The following is a 19862-nucleotide window of genomic DNA, read 5'->3' on the forward strand; positions in this document are numbered from 1 at the left end:
GGGAGTAGGGGGCAGGGGAAGAATTAATAACCAATGCCCAATGCCCAATGCCCAATGCCTAAAAACAAGATCCCCCTAGTCGTATTTTTATCGAGCTAGGGGGATCACATATTTGGTAGTCTATAATTGGTTCGGTATAGTTCCTTACGATTTGATTCTATAGCCTATATTTCCGTTTGAGTAGTCTTACTATTAGAATTTATAGTATTTTTACAGCTTCTTAATCAATGCTTCATCCCTGTACTTCCTTAGAGAAGCAGTATATGTAAGGATGACAGTACGTGATGTTCGTAACTTGTCATTTTTGTAAATATCAGTAAAAAATATGAAACTTAAGATTATTGCCACCGTCTCCCTGTTAGCTTGTTTAGGGTTTGCAGAGCAGGCTCTTGCATTAAATCAGCTAGACTTGGATCAGTTGAAGGCAACAAGTGCCTGTCCTCGGTGTAATTTGAGTGGCGCTGACCTAACTAGGCTGAATCTAACTGGAGCAAATTTGCGAGGGGCTGACTTGAGCGGCGCTACATTATCTCAAGCTAATCTCACGAATGCCGATCTCACCGGTGCAAATTTAGAAGGTGCGATTCTGAATTCGGTAAATCTGAGTGGTGCTTCCTTAACAGGAGCAAATTTGAAATCAGCATCCCTGGAAAATGCTGATTTATCTTATGCCGGTTTTATCAGCGCCAATTTGGAAGCAACAAACTTAAAAAATGCAATATTGCAGTTTACTAATTTTCGAGGGGCTAACTACCGACTAACAACTCTGGCTAATGGTGTCGTCACCTCTGACAAACCCTATGGCTGGTCGTTAGAGCGTCAAAATCCCAGAGAATGTAACGAGTTTAAACCCGAAAATACTTTAGGCACAACTTGCTATTCAAAATAAACTGGGGCATTGGGCATTGGGAATGGGGCATTGGGCATGGGGCATGGGGCATTGGGCATTGGGCATGGGGCATGGGGAAGAGACAAGGTAGACAAGAAAAAAGAAAAGACTTGTTCAATAATTCCCCCTTGTCCCCTTGTCCCCTTGTCTCCCCTGCTCCCCTGCTCCCCTGCTCCCCTGCTCCCCTGCTCCCCTGCTTGTTCTTAACACTCCTTGTATAGCAAAAGCATTTTGTTTGTTAACAGTTCTTTATCATGGGAAAAAAGCCTAGCCTATAAATTAATTAAATCGATGCTTACCCATATAAAAGACTTAGCAGCAAAACTAGCGCCCCGCTTAATTGAAATTCGCCGCCACATCCACTCTCACCCAGAACTCAGCGGTCACGAGTACCAAACAGCAGCTTTTGTAGCTGGTGTTTTGTCTTCCAGTGGACTGCACGTACAAGAAGGAGTTGGCAAAACGGGTGTCATTGGAGAACTTCAAGGCACTGGCCAAAATGACCGTTTATTGGCAATTCGCACTGATATGGATGCCTTGCCAATTCAAGAGGGCACTAATTTGGAATATGCCTCTCGTGCAGATGGGATTATGCACGCTTGCGGTCACGATGTCCACACCACTGTAGGGTTAGGAACGGCGATGGTGCTGTCCCAAATGGCTGAGGAATTAGGTGGAAAAGTGCGGTTTTTATTTCAGCCAGCCGAGGAAATTGCTCAAGGTGCAAGCTGGATGGTGAAAGATGGGGCGATGGAAAATGTCTCGGCTTTATTAGGGGTTCATGTTTTCCCTTCTATACCCGCAGGTTCTATTGGGGTGCGTTACGGGGCATTAACAGCCGCCGCTGATGATTTAGAGATTCTGATTATGGGAGAATCTGGACATGGGGCGCGTCCTCATGAGGCGATTGATGCGATTTGGATTGGTTGCCAAGTGATTACGGCACTGCAACAAGCTATCAGCCGGACACAAAATCCTTTACGTCCTGTAGTATTGAGTATAGGGAAATTTAATGGTGGCAGAGCGCCGAATGTAATTGCCGATAAAGTGCAGTTATTGGGAACTGTGCGATCGCTCCATCCTGAAACCCGTGCCCATCTCCCAAACTGGATTGAAAACATTGTATCTAATGTTTGCCATACCTACGGAGCAAAGTATCAAGTCAATTATCGCCAAGGTGTACCCAGCGTCCAAAATGATTACGCCCTGACGCAATTGTTACAATCAGCCGCAGAAGAAGCTTGGAGTAGCGATCGCGTTCAAGTACTACCCGAACCCTCCCTTGGCTCTGAAGATTTTTCTATTTATTTAGAACATGTCCCTGGTTCTATGTTTCGCTTGGGTGTAGGCTACAAAGAAAGAATCATTAACCACCCTTTACACCATCCCCAATTTGAAGTCGATGAATCTGCTATTATCACCGGGGTTGTAACTATGGCATACACAGCTTATAAATATTGTCAGCAAAATTTGTAAACAAAAACTCCCAGCATTTATCTGCTGGGAGTTTTTGTTTAACTAACCTTTTTAGCAGCTATAGAAAGCTCAAAAGCCTTCTACACATTGGATTCGCTAACAACACCTAATTTCTCTTGAATTTTGGTCTTAGCGGCTTTGAATTCAGTAGCCAGTTGCTCGCTTTCATCGCTGCTCAAGTTGTTACGAATGGCAGCAAACATTGTGCTTTCTTCTTGACGAATATGGTCGCCAACAGCTTCCATAAGCTGTGTAACTCGATCTTTGAATTCAGGTGACGAAGGGCTAATACCCTTAATTTGGTCTAACACCTGCTTCATTTCAGCTTGTTCATCAAACAGTTCTTGGGTGTTATCTTGACCGTAGAAAGGACGTACTCTTGTATAGACTACTTCCTCTTCAGCTTCAGCGTGGGCATTTAAATCCTTATAAATTTGACCGAAGTACTCTTGGATCTTCTGCGGATCGTCGCTTTGCAGTAGTTCGGTGAATAAGGTATTTACCTTGTTGTGATCGAGGCGGATGACATCTTGGATATTTAGATCCTTTTTGTCGCTGTTTTGGGTGACAGCACTACCTACTACACCACTAACTGCGGCCATAGCATCTTGAACACGTGCCCAAATTCCTTGATCTGCATCTTGTCCAGTGAGTTCGCGGACACCCAGAATTTCCAGAATGCCTTTAAGTTGCTCTTGGTGAGCGCGGTTTTCAAAGTTAATGGTATTTAATGGGCCGATCGCTAGCAACACATCAGCGCCAACTTTTTGAGCAGCTTTGTGAACTATCAAGCCACTCATTACTACTTGATGTTTCAGCAATTCATGCTGAGAAACTTTCTCATACAGGCTTAACTCAGAACCTTTGAACAATTCGCGAGCTTTTTCAATGAATTGTGTAACATTTTCTTTAGGTTCAGCCTGAATCCCATACTGACCAATTACAGTTTCTAAAATACCAAGGTTTTTTTCATCATCATTGATAAAATTTCGGATGCGATCGGCAATTTCAGCATCAAGCCCTTGCGTCAAAAGCGATTGTTCATTTTCGATGACCAACTGTTGCAGAGCTTTTAGACTTGCAAGTTTTACAGCAATAGCATTGCGTTTCGTATCATCTAAAGTAGTTACCATCCGTGTTCTCCTCGGCAAAGCGTTCGTAATTCTTACTTGATATAACTTTGACACAGAGGTTAGGGAGATTCCATCTTTCTTTTGAGCGATCGCGCTCACAACTCTGGGTAGAGAAAAAAACTTTTCCTTAGAGAAAAATCGAAGCGATCGCTTCAATTTTTGATTGCCATCAAATCAAGCAGTTTAGTATGACATTTAAATTGAATAAATTACCTATTTGAAAGCAATTTCTATCTTGAGAATGACAATTAAGCTCAAAAAAACTACTTCTTATTCAAGAGGGCAAAATCGTAACCAGTTCCACTAGAGCAAGACTCGCAACGCTCAATTTTGACAAGCATTGCTTCTCCTTGACGCTCCCCGGATGCCGAAAACTGAATCATTCCGGTTGCTCCAGATGTTGAAAAATTGGGATTAGACAATACCCTTTGTAATCCTTCGCGGGTACTATCTTTTTTTAAACCAGCAATAATTGCTTGGAGTGCATCATAAGCTCCTGCTGTTCTCTGATTTACTTGAGCATTCCAAAGCTGAAAGGCATTTTTTGCAAAAGGGTTATCTTTATTAGCATCACGATGCCAATACACAGGTAATACCAGTCCTTCGAGATCCTTGCCATTTTGCAAAGTTGTAGCACTGTACATAGTTTCAGAAGCAAACAGTGGCTTTCTACCTTTAACTTCTTGTGCTACTTTGGTGGCAAAGTAGATATTTCTGATTGAAGGCATTAGTAAAAAGCCACTTGCATTTTCTGTTTCTATGGCTTTATCTACAAAAGCTTTAGGGTCAAAATTCTTATCTGCTAAATTGCAAGGCGTACTAATAACGTTGCTGCCATAATTTTTGATAGCTTGAGTGTACTTTTCTACAAGTATCTGATTTGATGAAGAGGTTGGATTATCTCTTGAATTACGAACATCGCCACAAATAGCAACATTCCTTGCTTGTCGAGCAATGTAGCGAGAATGAGTATCTACTAAATTATCATATAACGGATTTACGTGAAATAAGTAGTTATTTGTGGAACTATTAGGCTGACTATTTAATGCATTATTATCTAACTTTCCTGAATTTTCTGCTTGATTTGGTAGCTCGACGGGCAAGACTAAAACCAAACCTTTCTCTTTATATATTTCTGCGTTACGTCTAACACCCACAGAAGCTACAAGGCTTTTATCTTCAACTAATTCATTATCTAGCCGTGCAGAATCTTCTCTATTATCAGCACTTGCAATTACAATTTGCAATTTTTTACCATTAATTCCTCCTTGGGTATTAACTTCATTTTGAGCTTGAGCTACACCGCGTAAAATCTCTTCTGCTAAACTAGGGTCGAAGTTAATTGGTGCGACGATCGCAACTTTTATAGCTGATGAATTATCTCGCGCTATTTTGGCATTATTTAAATAAATTAAAGTTTCTGGATCGTTGCGATTATTTTTCAGAGAATCAGTAAATTTTTTAACGGCAGTAATGTAATCTTTTTCAGCAAAAGCTTTAACTCCATCTGTTTTTTCAGGGGATGTTTGCACTTTCACCAAAATCCTTGTACCCAAATTCATTAATGACAACTTATTTGTAAATGAAGATGAAGTTTGTGTAGGGTTTGATGGTGTTGTTACGATAGTAGAAGATACTTTGTTAATTAACCATAAAATAGCTGCTACCATTACCCCAGCCAGACCAAGAGAAATAAGCAGTCTCAAGTTTTCTTTTTTATTTGTCATGAATAATTACCAATCTATTACAAAAATTCTTTTAAATAAAGAGATTTATAACAATTGAACAATACAAAAAACTAAAGATATTTAGCAATCAGGTTGTTGATTATTTCAGATACACCCACAATAATAATTGTCAATATACCTGCTAGAATAACTAGCAATCCTACAAGTAACAGCCCATTTAAACCAGCTTTGAAAAGATTATTAGTTAAAAGATTTCTGAAAATAAAGACAACGAGTAAATTGGCGATGATAGCAATAACAATTAAATAAGCTTTTTCTAGAAGGGGGCGAGATTGAATAAAGACTAATCCTCCTAAAATGAGCAACCACAATCCAGAGCTAATCCAAGTCGTTCCGAGAAAACTTATAAGTGCGATCGCTAAAAATGAACTACCCGATCCAGCTATGATTGCTCCAGATAATAATCTACTGTTAGATAATTGTGGTAGATATCGAGTTGATTGATGTTGATTTTGCGGTTGCGTCCTTGATGGTAAAGTAGGTGGAATAACTGTAGGAGGTGATGTATACCTTAGCGGTGGCAACTTCTTTAAGTCTTGTAAGACAGCCTGTGCAGATTGATAACGCTGTTCGTGATTTTCTTCTAGACACTTATTAAGAATTATCTCTAATTCTTGACTTATGGGTTGCGTTAAATGCTGCCGCCAACTAGAAGTCCAACCATAGCCTTGTTTCATCCACAAACTCGAAGGAGAGATATTGGTCAGCAGTTGAAAGCAAGTTATTCCTAAACTGTAGATATCACTAGACAAAAAAACTTTACCCGTTTGCATTTGCTCAACTGGTGCATAACCTAATGAACCAATAATTGTCCCGATCGTAGTGTTTGTAGGTTCCGTTTTTTGTTTTGCCACTCCAAAATCAATTAGTACTAACTTCCCATCATTTTGACGGCGAATAATATTTTCTGGTTTAATATCTCGGTGAATTACTTGTTGTTGATGTATGTATATCAGTACAGATAATAAATTCTTTAAAACATCTCGAATCTTGGCTTCATCAAAAACCCCTTGTTGTTTTAACTCTTGTAACAGATTTTGTCCTTCGATAAACTGCTGCACTAAATACAGATATTCAGCTTCCTTAAAATATGCATACAAATTGGGAATTTGGACATGTTCTCCTAGTTCTTTGAGACGTTTGGCCTCTCGTTCAAACAACTCAGTCGCTTTTTTATGTGCCTGACTACCCTGACTGGCATAAAATTGACTTAGAACCAGCTGCTTCACAACACATCGTTCATTAAGCTTGTCTATATCTTCGGCGATATATGTGCGTGCAAACCCTCCTCTGCCTAATGGTGTGATGATTCGGTAACGATTTCTCAATAGCGATACCAACTCTGTGCCACAACTGAGGCAGAAATTTGCCCCGTCAGGATTTTGGGGATTCTCGCAATTAGGATTTAGGCAGCAGACCATATAATTATCGCTGTCATTTTATTAGTTTTTAGGATATACCTTAAATTCTCTAGAAGCGTTACATTGTAAAGTCTCTACATAGATAATGACGTAGGCGTAGCCCGTCGTAGACATCGCTTCTTACTCTCGTAAACAATTGACCTGGCTCTACATTGCGATTGTTTTGCGTACACTGAATATTTTTGTAGATATACCCACCCCATTCTAGTCAATAAAAACCACGCTTGGCGATCGCTTCTCTATCGATCCCAAACACGAAATAACCTGACTTTTAGTAGCCAGTAACTTCATCTCTCTGGGACAAAGATCGCACTTTTCACCAAAGCATTTCAATGACTAAATTCCTCTATGCGAATCAACCGCAATTCTCAAAAGCAATACAGCCCTTCAGGTAACACCTGTTTGTCACAGAAGCTTTTTTATCCCAGTAACGCCGTAATTACCACACATCTCGATTGTGGGGTTTATAAAACTCCCCGCAATTGTGACGATTACGCTAGAATTATTAAAGGTTCTTTACAGAATTTGCCGATCCTTCTCAATTCTGTTAAAACAGCCTAGCATTCAAATGTAAATCTTATAAACACCCTCTAGAGTTCACCAAAAGCTTCTATGACGCTCCCAATTCGCAACGTCGCCATTATCGCCCACGTTGACCACGGCAAAACCACGCTGGTTGACGCACTCCTCAAACAATCCGGCATTTTCCGCGAAGGCGAAGACGTTCCGGATTGCGTTATGGACTCCAACGCCCTAGAACGGGAACGGGGTATTACTATCCTGTCCAAAAATACAGCAGTTCGCTACAAAGAAACACTAATTAATATTGTTGATACTCCTGGACACGCTGACTTTGGTGGCGAAGTTGAACGGGTACTCGGCATGGTTGACGGATGTCTTCTGATTGTCGATGCCAATGAAGGCCCCATGCCCCAAACACGCTTTGTTCTGAAAAAAGCTTTGGAAAAAGGGCTGCGTCCCATCGTTGTGATCAACAAAATCGATCGCGGTCAGGCTGACCCCCACGTTGCAGTTGATAAAGTCTTGGATCTGTTCTTGGAATTAGGCGCAGATGAAGACCAATGTGATTTTCCTTATCTGTTCGCCTCCGGGATGGGAGGTTTTGCCAAAGAAACCTTGGAAGCAGAATCGGTAGATATGCAACCTTTGTTTAACGCGATTCTAAAACACGTTCCATCACCAGTGGGCGATCGCAATAAACCTCTGCAATTACAAGTCACAACCCTAGATTATTCTGAATATCTGGGACGGATTATCATTGGCAGAATTCACAATGGTACTATCCGTTCAGGACAGCAAGCGGCTTTAGTGACAGAAAATGGCACCATCGTCAAAGGTAAAATTACCAAATTGATGGGCTTTGAAGGTTTGAAACGGGTGGAAATGGAAGAAGCAACCGCAGGTTATATTGTGGCGGTGGCTGGTTTCGCCGATGCTTACATTGGAGAAACGATTACCGATCCTAACGAACCCCAAGCTTTACCACTAATTAAAGTCGATGAACCAACCTTACAAATGACCTTCTGGGTGAATGATTCGCCCTTTGCAGGTCAAGAAGGCAAGTTGGTGACATCAAGACAAGTGCGCGATCGCCTTTTCCGCGAACTTGAAACCAACGTGGCTTTACGCGTTGAAGAAACCGATTCTCCCGATAAATTCCTCGTTTCCGGTCGTGGAGAACTTCACCTGGGTATCTTAATTGAAACCATGCGCCGGGAAGGATTCGAGTTTCAAGTATCTCAGCCACAGGTTATTTACCGCGAAGTCAACGGACAACCTTGCGAACCTTACGAACTCTTAGTGTTAGACATTCCTGTTGATGCCGTGGGTAGCTGTATCGAACGCCTGGGACAACGTAAAGGCGAAATGCAAGATATGCAACCAGGTAGTGGCGATCGCACTCAGCTAGAGTTTGTCATTCCCGCCCGTGGTTTGATTGGTTTCCGGGGTGAATTCATGCGGATGACGCGTGGCGAAGGCATCATGAACCACAGCTTCTTAGATTACCGTCAACTGAGTGGCGACATTGAAGCCCGTAACAAAGGCGTTTTAATCTCATTTGAAGAAGGCGTTTCTACCTTCTACGCCATGAGGAACGCCGAAGATAGAGGAGCATTCTTTATTACTCCCGGCACAAAGGTTTACAGAGGCATGATTGTGGGCGAACACAATCGTCCGCAAGATTTGGAACTGAATATCTGTAAAACCAAGCAGTTGACCAACCACCGCGCTGCTGGTGGCGATGAATTGGTTCAGTTGCAAGCACCAATAGACATGAGCCTAGAGCGTGCTTTGGAATACATCGGCCCCGATGAATTGGTGGAAGTTACACCCCAATCAATTCGTCTGCGGAAGATGTCGAAGAAGTTGGCAAAACGGTAAGTAAAGCAATAACTTAATTAATTTAGAAAGTCCGCATCAGCGGGCTTTTTTGTTTGCTAGGTGTGTAACAATCATTTTTTAAATGAATATAACAATGAATAGAAGTATAATAATGCCCGAAATGCCCGATGTTTATTACACATGAGCCAAAGTCAGTAGCACTTAAATCATCCTGTCTTAGTGCTTTTACACGTGTGCGATCGCGTGGTTTGATAACTATTCTCCAAGTTACTCTTGAGATAATAATGGCTCAAATGACTGGTAAGCCTCATAGTTCCGAAAATGTCGAGCATATAAATCAACAATATCCTCAGATGAATCAAAGTCATCATACAAAACTGAATTCACGTCTACTAATTGCTGCAAAGACCAAGTAATAGTTTCTTCATTTTCATTTGTATAGCTGACACTTTCATTTTTACCATGATTCAAAGCCTTTGCTTTTGCTTCCTCTAAAGAAGTGGCTTTAATCAAAACAAAGCTTTCTTGGTACAAAGGTTGATAATCAGGTTGATCTGAAGATGATTTGTAGAGAATTATAGCAATATAGAAGGATTCTGCTTTATTTGCACTTTTAGTTTCCATTTCATGTTATCTCTAGCTATTTTTTGAATCTATTATCATTCAATAACTTCCAAGCTTTTTTACCACTAGCCGATCTGCTTTTCTTGATGTCTTCTAAATAAGAGTTCAGAAACTCGCTCGGAAACTCCCGCCTAATCGATGCTTTTCGGCACACACTAATAAAAGTATCAGCAAACAAACTTAAGTTATCGTTGGCTTCACAACTAGCCCCTGGTCTAAATTGGCTTATTAGTAAGGATTGCTCAGATAAATTTGCATTGTTGTAATTATAGATTAAAGCCTGGGAGTGAGTAGCAATAGGTTGTACAAACAATCCCATAGTTAACAGACTGACCAGTGGTTTTTGCAGCATATAGTTGAAAAATAGCCCACTATTTCCCTTTTCATAAGATAGTAAATTAATATTACCGCCGAAACCAATTGCGTACCCAACGCCACAACCGACGCAACCAACGCCATAAATCACGACGGAAGACTACAGGCGTTTGTGGTTGAGAAAGACGCTCAATTGCATTGTTGCAATCTTGCAGATTAGCATCGAGTCCCATCGCCTGACAAAGTTCACGGGCATTACGATAAGCACCCAGCGCGTCTGATTCTCGATTAAGGTTTTCTAATGCCTCACCTAAATTAAACCATGCGATCGCTTCGCCATTACGATCGCCGATTTGGCTGAATATATCCAAAGACTGCTGGCAGAAATCAATCGCCCGTTGGTATTCGCCCAAGCATAAGTAAGCATTGCCCAAATTGTTTAAGGTTTTGCCTTGGCTATTGCGATCGCCTATTTCCCTAGATATTTCCAAAGACTGCTGGCAGAACTCTATCGCACTTTGGTGCTGTCCCAGAGAGTTGTAACCATTGCCCAAATTGCCTAAGGAAACACATTCGCCATTGCGATCGCATATTTCCCTGGATATTTCCAAAGATTGGTGGCAGAACTCTATCGCACTTTGGTGCTGTCCCAGAGAGTTGTAAGCATTACCTAAACAAATTAAAGAATTGCCTTCGCTATTGCGATCGCATATTTCCCTGGATATTTCCAAAGATTGGTGGCAGAACTCTATCGCACTTTGGTGCTGTCCCAGAGAGTTGTAAGCATTGCCCAAATTGTTTAATAAATTACCTTCCCCATTGCGATTGCCTATCTCCCTTTTGATCTTCAAAGACTGCTGGAAGAACTCTATCGCCCGTTGGTGCTGTCCCAGAGAGTTGTAAGCATTGCCCAAACCCATTAAGGAATTACCTTCACTGTTGCGATCGCCCATCTCCCTGGCTATATTCAAATACTGCTCATGGAACTCAATTGCTCGTTGGTACTGTCCTAGAGAGTTGTAAGCATTACCTAAATCGCCTAAGGAATTACCTTCGCTGTTGCGATTGCCTATTTCCCTAGATATTTCCAGAGAGTGTTGGCAGAACTCTATCGCCCGTTGGTACTGTCCCAGAAAGTTGTAAGCATTACCCAAATTGCCCAAGGAATTACCTTCGCTGTTGCGATCGCCTATCTCCCTAGAGATTTCCAAAGAGTGCTGGTAGAACTCTATTGCCCGTTGGTATTGTCCCAGGGAGTTGTAAGCATTGCCCAAACCCATTAAGGAATTACCTTCGCTATTACGATCGCCTATCTCTCTAGAGATTTCCAAAGAGTGCTGGTAGAACTCTATTGCCCGTTGGTATTGTCCCAGGGAGTTGTAAGCATTGCCCAAACTCATTAAGGAAGCACCTTCGCTATTACAATCGCTTATGTCCCTAAAGATTTTCAAAGACTGCTGGCAAAACTCAATCGCCCTTTGGTACTGTCCCAAAGAGTTGTAAGCATTGCCCAAATTGCATAAAGAAGCACCTTCACTGTTGCGATTGCCTGTCTCCCTAGAGATTTCCAAAGACTGTTGGTAGAACTCTATTGCCCGTTGGTACTGTCCCAAAGAGTTGTAAGCATTGCCCAAATTGCCTAAAGAAGCACCTTCGCCGTTGCGATCGCTTATCTCCTTAGAAATTTCCAAAGACTGCTGGAAGAACTCTATTGCCCGTTGGTACTGTCCCAGGCGGTTGTAAGCATTGCCCAATGAAGTGAGAGAAGCCCGGTAATTCCAGTTTTCTCTATCGCCAATTTCTTCCCATTTACTTACCAACTGCCTATATAATTCTACTTGGTCTGCATAATAACCCCGCAAAGATAAAAAATTATGGCAAACCCAAAGCTCATCAAAAGCAGAGTTATAATCTTGCAACTGATAAAAGTGATGAAAGATTTCCAAGTATTCTTTAACATCATCTTTTGTTGTCCAGGGGGGTTGTTTAGCAAATGAGCGATAATAATCAATAGCTCGTTGATGCGCCTCTGTCTGATTACCAGTTTTATACCGCACATACTCCAACACCACGGGCTGAAATTCAAATCGCCGCTTCCCATTAAGCTTTTCTACCAACAAAGAACGCTTTACCAGATTCCTCAATTCTCTCTCAATCTCGGCTGCTGAACTTACCGGTAACATCGCCACTGCTGCGGCACTTTCAACAGCACCACGATAAACACTAATATTCAGCAATAAAGTCTTTTGCAATTCACTCAATCGCTCAAAACTGGCATCCAATACCAACACCATCCCTACATTTTCCAGGCGATGCACACCTACCACTTGGGGATCTGTCAACAACTGCCGCAAATTCCCTAAACCTAAATCTGCTAATCGTCTTAAATCCGCGTCTTGGGGATATTCTTCTTTTAATAAATCTGCTACTAATCTCAACAGCAAAGGATGTCCATCTACCAATTCGACAAAATCCCCTAAATCCCCGCGAATGCCTAACTCTGTTAACAGTGCTACTCCTTCTGCGACTTGTAAACCTTTCAGGGGTAGCCATGTAAATTTTGGTAATTCTGGTCTTTCCCTAGTGGTAACTATTACCTTACTATTACCGCCATATTCCACCCAAGCAGTGAAAAAGTCGCCGTAGAATTGACTTTCCCACTGTCTATCTGGCTGTAATAAACTCTCCAGGTTGTCAATGATCAGTAAATATTGCCCAGATTGCAGACACTTAATTAGCGCTTGCATTAACTGCGCTTCTTGTTCTGGAACCGGAAAGCCAAATTCACTGAGGACTTGGCGGGCTAAATCGCTAAAACCTGCGCCATAACTAACATCAGCCCAAAATCGCTTAGGGAAACCGACAATTTCATCATAAATTTTCGTAGCCAGCATCGATTTACCTGTGCCACCGATGCCTTCTATACCAATTAAAAAGGTATTTTTATCAATTAACCATTGCTGTATTTGGGCGATTTCTGCTGTTCTTCCTTGCCAGTAAGCCAAACTTTTACCGGGATTCCCTGCTTTGAGAACCCCTGGCGATTCTGGTGGAGAGATTTGTTGCAATTGCTCTAGTACTGGTTCTATTCGGTCAACAATAATTTTGACTTCTACTGCATTTATCTGTCCTACTTGAGTTACCTTACTGTCACCGTAGGCAGTGAGATTCATTTCAATGTTGTTCGAGTTACTGGGGCTGGGTTCCTCTACCATTGCTTACAGTAGGTAAAAATTTTGCTTGATATTGTGGCTGTGAACTCGGAAGTTCCTGTTCAGAACTCGGCCGTTTCTGTTCAGAACTCGGCCGTTTCTGTTTAAAACTCGGCCGTTCCTGTTCAGAACTCGGCCGTTTCTGTTCAGAACTCGGCCGTTTCTGTTTAAAACTCGGCCGTTTCTGTTTAAAACTCGGCCGTTCCTGTTTAGAACTCGGCCCTTCCTGTTTAGAACTCGGCCGTTCCTGTTCAGAACTGGGCTGTTTCTGTTCGGAACTCAAAACATCAAAATTTTTAGTGTAGGCAGTACTCTATCCACCCTATTTAATTAAAAACTTACTTGGTTTGCGTCAATCTTTCCAACTTGCTTCACCGTACTTTGGTCGTAAGCATTAGCACTGACCTGAATATTGTCTTTGGGTTTGTCAGTCGATGCTTGTAAAATTTTAGCTATTTCCTCTGCAAGTGCTGTATCCGCTTCTAAAATCTTCTTAAGTTGCACTCGCAAACTTGCTTGTAAATCTTCATCTTCTGGCTTTTGTGCCACATCCGTTGCTGCTTCCTTCGCTGCTTCCTTAGCCTCTACTTTGGGATGTAACTTAGCCCAAATAGCTTTGGCTTTATTCCAAACATCCTCACCTACTTTTTGAGATGCCCCTTCTACAGCTTTATTGCCCACATTCAACAGAAATGGCAGACAAGGAGCGAGAAATTTAACGAGTAAAGCTATATCCATTGGTTTATGATGTCTATCTCAGAAATGTACATTTTTACTAAGTATATTAACGCTTCTTCCCTTATCACCTTGAAGCGAAATTTAGCCCAATAATCGCTGCCACGTTAGTTCTTTTGTCGCTTCATCCCAATGCCAGCGTAATAAATTAGCGGGTTGACTCTTGGCAATTCCAGATAAACCAATCGCTCGTCTAGGTGCATCCGTAGCTAGTAAAATGGCAGTCTCCACATCACAAATTCCCCATTTCACCAAATTCTGCACTCCCACTAATAAGGGTAAAGTCGTCCCCGATAAAGTGCCATCGGCTAGTCGTGCCGTACCGTTTTTAACTTCAATTTCCCGACTGTCCCAAGGATACACGCCATCGGGTAGCCCCAGAGGTGAAAGGGCATCACTGACGAGGAACAGCCCTTTTTCTTCATAGCTAGCGCGAAGTAATATTTGCAGCATCGTGGGCGAGACGTGTTCGCCATCAGCAATAAAACCACACATTACATCAGAATGGGTAATTGCTGCCCCTAATAATCCTGGTTCGCGGTGATGCAATGGCGGCATGGCATTGAAAGCATGAGTTACCATCGTTGCACCGAGTTCAAAAGCAAGTTGCGCTTGGGCTGATGTCGCCTGAGAATGTCCTAAACTAACGGTAATTCCCAAAGAACGCAAATATGGAATTACTTCACCAGTGGGATCTAATTCCGGCGCTAAGGTGATGACTTTTACGACGTGGGCATAATCTCCCAAAACCCGCTTTACCTCGTCAATTGTTAAAGGTAACAAGTACTCTGCTGGGTGTGCGCCGCGCTTATGGTAATTCAAACATGGGCCTTCTAAATGGACTCCGAGAATCTTGGCACCAGCTTGTTGACAGGGGATAATATCAGCAATCACAGCAAGCGATCGCTGAATCTTTTCTACTGAAGTTGTCACAAGTGTCGGTAAAAATCCATCTACCCCGACATCCCACAAAAATTGCGTTATTTTCTGGAGTACATGAGCATTTTCAGCCGTTAAATCAGGAAATGCCAAACCCAACGCACCGTTAATTTGTAAATCAACGCCACCCAATGAAATCCAGTCACCTGCAACATCGATCGCAGATGCACAGATGTCTTTCCCGACTGTATCCATTGGCAAGATTTGCTCAATTATGCCCTCTTGATCGACCAAGAGCATCTGCAAATCTTTGTAACCAGTCACTCTAGCATTGATAATATCTACAGGATTTTGTGTTGCTTGGGTCATCACACTGAGGAGAAGATAGCTAAATCTCTCCGATTTTAGATGAAACAACCGACGATTAATCCAAAATCCAAAATCCAAAATCCAAAATTCTATGGCTCCCCTAGTTGGTATTATCATGGGCAGCGATTCCGATTTGCCCACTATGAAAGATGCGATCGCAGTTTGTGAAGAATTTGGTATTGAGAGCGAAGTAGCGATCGTTTCGGCTCACCGTACCCCAGAACGTATGGTGCAATATGCTCAACTTGCACACCAACGGGGTATTAAGGTAATTATTGCTGGCGCCGGTGGTGCTGCCCATCTACCTGGAATGGTAGCGTCTTTAACTCCCCTTCCTGTGATCGGTGTTCCTGTACCCACTCGGAACTTACAAGGTGTAGATTCTTTGTATTCTATTTTACAGATGCCTGGTGGTATTCCTGTGGCAACAGTAGCGATCGGTAATGCCAAAAATGCTGGTCTTTTAGCAATACAAATCCTCGCAACTCATCAACCAGAATTGTTAGAAAAAGTGCAACAATATCGCCAAACCTTATGTGACTCAGTAATTGCAAAGCAAGCAAAATTAGAACAATTAGGCTATGAGCAATATTTACAGCAGATGTTTTAATAAATATTAATACCAGAGCAGCAGGGAAAATGAGGGAGACAAGGGGGACAAGAGGACAAGAGGGAATTATTGAACAAATCTCTCCCTTGTCTTCCCCCTCTTCCTTGTCTACCTTGTCTCTTTTCAATGCCCAATGCCCAATGACAAATGACAAATGACAAATGACAAATGACAAACCAAACTATTCAGATTGTTGCCCGTATTATTGCTTTGCCTAACAAAGTAGAAGAACTAAAAGCTGTACTATTGGAACTTATTGAGCCAACCCGTCAGGAGGCAGGTGCGATTAAGTATGAACTTTTGCAAAACCAATACGATCCAACAGACTTTACTTTTGTAGAAGAGTGGGCTTCTCATGAAGCCTTGAATACTCATCTAGATTCACCCCATTTCCAAGCGGCAGCAGCTAAACTCGAAGGTTTAGTGACTGCTGCACCAGATATCCGCCGCTACAATCTTTTGGCATAGTGTCATCATGCTAACTAAAAGCAGACTCTTTATTTTTGGAGATCGTTTGGAACATCTCAGCCTTAAATTCTAAGATTGAAGCGATCGCTCCAGAATCAATGCAGTATTCTGAAGTATCTTGATCCTGAGACCTTAGTCAAAAATTGAGAGCTAATGTGCCAATTGCTCGGAATGAATTGCAATGTTCCAACGGATATTTGCTTTTCTTTTGAAGGGTTTTCTGCACGGGGAGGAAAAACCGATGACCATCGCGATGGTTGGGGCATTGCTTTCTTTGAAGGAAAGGGATGTCGAATGTTTTTAGACGCTCAACCTTCTGTTGCTTCTCCGGTAGCGGAGTTTGTGCGGAGTTATCCCATCCACTCAACCCACGTCATAGCCCATATCCGCAAAGCTACTCAGGGTGAAATTGCCCTACACAATTGCCATCCTTTCCGCAGAGAATTGTGGGGTCAGTATTGGGTGTTTGCCCACAACGGTAATTTGCCAGATTTCGATCCAGAAAATTTGGGCTTTTATCAAGCCGTAGGTGATACCGATAGTGAAAAAGCATTCTGTACGATCCTAGAAACATTGCGATCGCGCTTTCCTAAAGGTAAGCCCGATATCAAGGAATTGTATTTTGTGCTGCAAGAAATTACTGCTGTAATTGCGACAGTAGGTATATTTAATTACTTATTATCAGATGGAGAACACTTTTTTGCTTATTGCTCAACTAATCTCAGCTACATTATTCGCCAAGCGCCCTTTGCTGCTGCTCATTTAATTGACCAAGACATGACCGTAGATTTTCGGGAAGTGACTACTGAACGCGATCGCGTCGCTGTCATTGCTACCACACCCCTGACTGACAATGAAGTTTGGACACAAATTCAACCAGGGGAATTACTAGTTTTTCAGGACGGGCTACCCCTGAAAGATGGATTCAGTTAATCATAAATATTTGTTCAATTTTTCCCATTTAGATAATTTCTAAATGGGTTTTGTTTTTGATGCTATTTATATTGCAATATATCCGGTTCATCAAGCAATCAAATCCTAATGTAGAGACGCGATTTATCGCGCATTGAAAGACCAATCATCTATACCAATAACCCTCGATCGCACAGTATTGGATGTGGCTCACTGTTGTAATTTATCAATTTATATAAAGTCCCCCAACTTAGTTGTTAACAATATATAAAATCTACCATTTATGTTGGTATAAAATTATAAGTTTACACGGAATTATATTTATATTAATATAATTTCAAAAAGCTGTATTCCTTTCATACTAAAGGCTTTAGATATCTTTTATCTACTGCAAGCATTCTGTAAAAAAATGTATTGATAACAACATAAAGATCGAATCTCTAATGAATGCTACCCAATTACTTTTACTCATCGCAGTTTTCTTTCTCACAAGTGTTATAAGTGTCATTACAGGAAGCACTTCTTTAATTACCGTCCCTGTAATGTTTCAATTGAGCATTGAACCGCGTATTGCTCTTGCCACTAATATGCTGGCATTAACTTTTATGAGTGTTGGTGGTACATTGCCTTTTATTGGTAAAAAAGTAATTGACCGCAGTCGCTTGCCAATAATGATTTTATTAACACTTTTAGGCTCAATTATTGGTGCATTACTTGTTTTAGTTGTACCTTCAAAATCGATGCCTCTGATTATCTCGATTTTGATGATTGTAGTTACCGTCTTTTCAATCACCAATCGGAATGCTGGAATCGTTTCAAAAATAGGGAAACCATCACCAATAGCAGAAATTGTTGGATATGTGGCAACTTTTGTGCTTGGTGTTTATGGTGGTTTTTTTAGTGGTGGCTATGTCACTATGCTCACAGCAGCTTATGTCAGTCTATTTCGGATGACATTTGTGCAGGCGATCGCAAACACAAAATTTATCAACATTTTTTCTTCACTGATTGCCACTATTATTTTCTTTACACAGGGAATAGTTGATTACCAACTAGGTATTATTCTGAGTATTACTATGTTCATTGGTGGAGTTGTTGGATCGCGGGTTGCTCTCAGACTTAGTAACCTCTGGTTGCGCCGTATATTTCTCACTACAGTAATTTCTCTTGCACTCAAGACGTTATTTGATTTTGTTGCACTGCGTTGAGCGAAGTCGATATCTACGATGGTCACTGAGCTTGTCGAAGTGCGGACTACGCCTACGCTAGATTAGCTATTCTCTAGCAAGTTGCTTGATGCACCAGATAGTTGATTGCGATGCCTACAACGGCCCGCGCCTATGCAATTTGATAGTTGAAAGTAAAAGCATTTTTAATTTTTTACAGAACTGGTAAAATCACCATGTTCTTGATAAAGAATATGAGGTTTTTTGGTGTTTGCAACTAGATACATGGAATCATCCAGTATGATAAACACTATATAACTGTATTCCCATCAGTTATTTGTAGATTATTTAGTGGAGGAAATAGAATGAGTTTGTGGCAACGCCCACTGAAAAGGTTACAAGCGATGCCGAAGGCGGGCTACGCCTACGCGTTCAATAGAACGTATCGGTTCAGACTAAATTCGCTCAAAAGCTTTGTATCACTCTTTTTAGTAGGTACTGTATTGAGTGTAGCCCTTGCTGCCTGCTCTGGTGGAGAAACTGGGAGTACTTCTTCCTCTGAAACCCCTGCTGCTAATGCTACTCCTGTGGCTGCAAGCAAAGATAATGTTGAACTAACTTTAGTTTCCTTTGCTGTCACCAAAGCCGCTCACGAAGCAATTATTCCTAAGTTTGTAGAACAGTGGAAAAAAGATCATAATCAAACTGTCGTCTTCAAGCAAAGCTATGGTGGTTCTGGTTCCCAAACTCGTGCTGTTATTGATGGTTTGGAAGCAGATGTTGTTCACTTAGCATTAGCTGGAGACACCACAAAGATTGAGAAGGCTGGATTGATTCAGCCAGGATGGGAGAAAGAAGTTCCCAACAATGGTATTGTCTCCAAATCTGTTGCAGCAATAGTCACTCGTTCCGGCAATCCTAAAGGCATCAAGAACTGGCAAGATTTAGCCAAAGACGGTGTGAAATTGATTACTGCTAACCCCAAAACTTCCGGCGGTGCTAAGTGGAATTTCTTAGCACTATGGGATTCTGTAATTAAAACAGGTGGCGATGAGGCGAAAGCTACTGAATTTGTGACCAAAGTTTACAAAAATGTGCCAATCTTGCCTAAAGATGCGCGGGAAGCTACTGATACATTCGCCAAGCAAGGGCAGGGAGATGTCTTAATCAACTACGAAAACGAAGTTCTTTTGGCACAACAAAAGGGCGAGAAGGTTGACTATGTCGTTCCCGATGTAAATATATCCATTGACAATCCGATCGCTGTGGTAGATAAAAACGTCGATAAGCACGGAACCCGCGAAGTTGCTGAAGGTTTTGTGAAATACCTCTATAGCCCAGAAGCACAGCAAGAGTTTGTCAAATTAGGATTCCGTCCTGTGGATGAGACTTTAGCTCAAACCAAGGAAGTCACTGACAAATTTCCCAAGCTGAAAACTCTGGGTACAGTTGCAGACTTGGGCGGTTGGGAAGCAATCGATCAGAAGTTCTTCGCAGATGGGGGCGTGTTTGACAAGATTCAAGGCAAAAAATAATTCGTA

General features: G+C 41.7%; 16 protein-coding genes. 8 read left to right on the plus strand and 8 right to left on the minus strand.

The features are described from left to right. Positions 1-325 precede the first annotated feature (325 nt). Positions 326-889, plus strand: a complete 564-nt coding sequence (locus RMY64_RS11810; protein WP_322675240.1) for a pentapeptide repeat-containing protein — start codon at positions 326-328, stop codon at positions 887-889. Positions 890-1180: 291 nt separating this feature from the next. Continuing rightward, positions 1181-2365 carry a M20 family metallopeptidase gene (locus tag RMY64_RS11815; RefSeq protein ID WP_322675241.1) on the plus strand — a complete coding sequence of 395 codons (1185 nt, stop codon included), beginning with the start codon at positions 1181-1183 and terminating at the stop codon, positions 2363-2365. Positions 2366-2445: 80 nt separating this feature from the next. Here RMY64_RS11815 and RMY64_RS11820 read toward each other — a convergent pair whose 3' ends face one another. The 3 genes from RMY64_RS11820 to RMY64_RS11830 all read right to left on the minus strand — a co-directional run bounded on the left by RMY64_RS11820 (position 2446) and on the right by RMY64_RS11830 (position 6667). Beyond that, a complete protein-coding gene (locus RMY64_RS11820; protein ID WP_322675242.1) occupies positions 2446-3498 on the minus strand; it encodes a hemerythrin domain-containing protein in 1053 nt (350 codons plus the stop codon). 263 nt (positions 3499-3761) lie between these two features. Next, positions 3762-5225 carry an ABC transporter substrate-binding protein gene (locus RMY64_RS11825; protein ID WP_322700149.1) on the minus strand — a complete coding sequence of 488 codons (1464 nt, stop codon included), beginning with the start codon at positions 5223-5225 and terminating at the stop codon, positions 3762-3764. A gap of 71 nt (positions 5226-5296) precedes the next feature. Continuing rightward, on the minus strand, positions 5297-6667 hold the full coding sequence (locus RMY64_RS11830; protein ID WP_322700150.1) for a serine/threonine-protein kinase: 1371 nt from the start codon (positions 6665-6667) through the stop codon (positions 5297-5299). A gap of 612 nt (positions 6668-7279) precedes the next feature. Here RMY64_RS11830 and typA point away from each other — a divergent pair. Next, a complete protein-coding gene (gene typA, locus RMY64_RS11835) occupies positions 7280-9070 on the plus strand; it encodes a translational GTPase TypA (RefSeq protein ID WP_322675245.1) in 1791 nt (596 codons plus the stop codon). A gap of 228 nt (positions 9071-9298) precedes the next feature. Here typA and RMY64_RS11840 read toward each other — a convergent pair whose 3' ends face one another. From RMY64_RS11840 to nagA, 5 genes are all read right to left on the minus strand, one after another. Then, a complete protein-coding gene (locus RMY64_RS11840) occupies positions 9299-9655 on the minus strand; it encodes a DUF4288 domain-containing protein (RefSeq protein ID WP_322675246.1) in 357 nt (118 codons plus the stop codon). A gap of 16 nt (positions 9656-9671) precedes the next feature. Next, complete coding sequence (locus RMY64_RS11845) at positions 9672-10121, minus strand: hypothetical protein (protein ID WP_322685905.1); 450 nt, start codon at positions 10119-10121, stop codon at positions 9672-9674. Further along, positions 10060-13185: a tetratricopeptide repeat protein gene (locus RMY64_RS11850; protein ID WP_322700151.1), complete on the minus strand. Its 3126-nt coding sequence runs from the start codon at positions 13183-13185 to the stop codon at positions 10060-10062. The genes RMY64_RS11845 and RMY64_RS11850 overlap by 62 nt, the downstream gene beginning before the upstream one ends. Positions 13186-13512: 327 nt before the next feature. Further along, on the minus strand, positions 13513-13920 hold the full coding sequence (locus RMY64_RS11855) for a hypothetical protein (protein ID WP_322700152.1): 408 nt from the start codon (positions 13918-13920) through the stop codon (positions 13513-13515). 81 nt (positions 13921-14001) lie between these two features. Then, on the minus strand, positions 14002-15165 hold the full coding sequence (gene nagA / locus RMY64_RS11860; protein WP_322685901.1) for an N-acetylglucosamine-6-phosphate deacetylase: 1164 nt from the start codon (positions 15163-15165) through the stop codon (positions 14002-14004). Between the two features lie 91 nt (positions 15166-15256). Between nagA and purE the strand changes: the two genes are divergently transcribed. The 5 genes from purE (at position 15257) to RMY64_RS11885 (ending at position 19856) form a co-directional block, all read left to right on the plus strand. Beyond that, on the plus strand, positions 15257-15775 hold the full coding sequence (gene purE / locus RMY64_RS11865; RefSeq protein ID WP_322685885.1) for a 5-(carboxyamino)imidazole ribonucleotide mutase: 519 nt from the start codon (positions 15257-15259) through the stop codon (positions 15773-15775). A 168-nt stretch (positions 15776-15943) separates the two neighbouring features. Then, a complete protein-coding gene (locus tag RMY64_RS11870; RefSeq protein ID WP_322670846.1) occupies positions 15944-16243 on the plus strand; it encodes a putative quinol monooxygenase in 300 nt (99 codons plus the stop codon). Positions 16244-16396: 153 nt separating this feature from the next. Further along, a complete protein-coding gene (locus RMY64_RS11875; protein ID WP_322685886.1) occupies positions 16397-17176 on the plus strand; it encodes a class II glutamine amidotransferase in 780 nt (259 codons plus the stop codon). A gap of 422 nt (positions 17177-17598) precedes the next feature. Then, positions 17599-18363 (plus strand): sulfite exporter TauE/SafE family protein, encoded by a 765-nt coding sequence (locus RMY64_RS11880; RefSeq protein WP_322670848.1) that lies wholly within the window; start codon positions 17599-17601, stop codon positions 18361-18363. A 323-nt stretch (positions 18364-18686) separates the two neighbouring features. Then, positions 18687-19856 carry a sulfate ABC transporter substrate-binding protein gene (locus RMY64_RS11885; RefSeq protein WP_322700153.1) on the plus strand — a complete coding sequence of 390 codons (1170 nt, stop codon included), beginning with the start codon at positions 18687-18689 and terminating at the stop codon, positions 19854-19856. Positions 19857-19862: the final 6 nt, after the last annotated feature.

It is taken from the genome of Nostoc sp. DedQUE08, from assembly GCF_034530895.1.
Taxonomy (GTDB): domain Bacteria; phylum Cyanobacteriota; class Cyanobacteriia; order Cyanobacteriales; family Nostocaceae; genus Nostoc.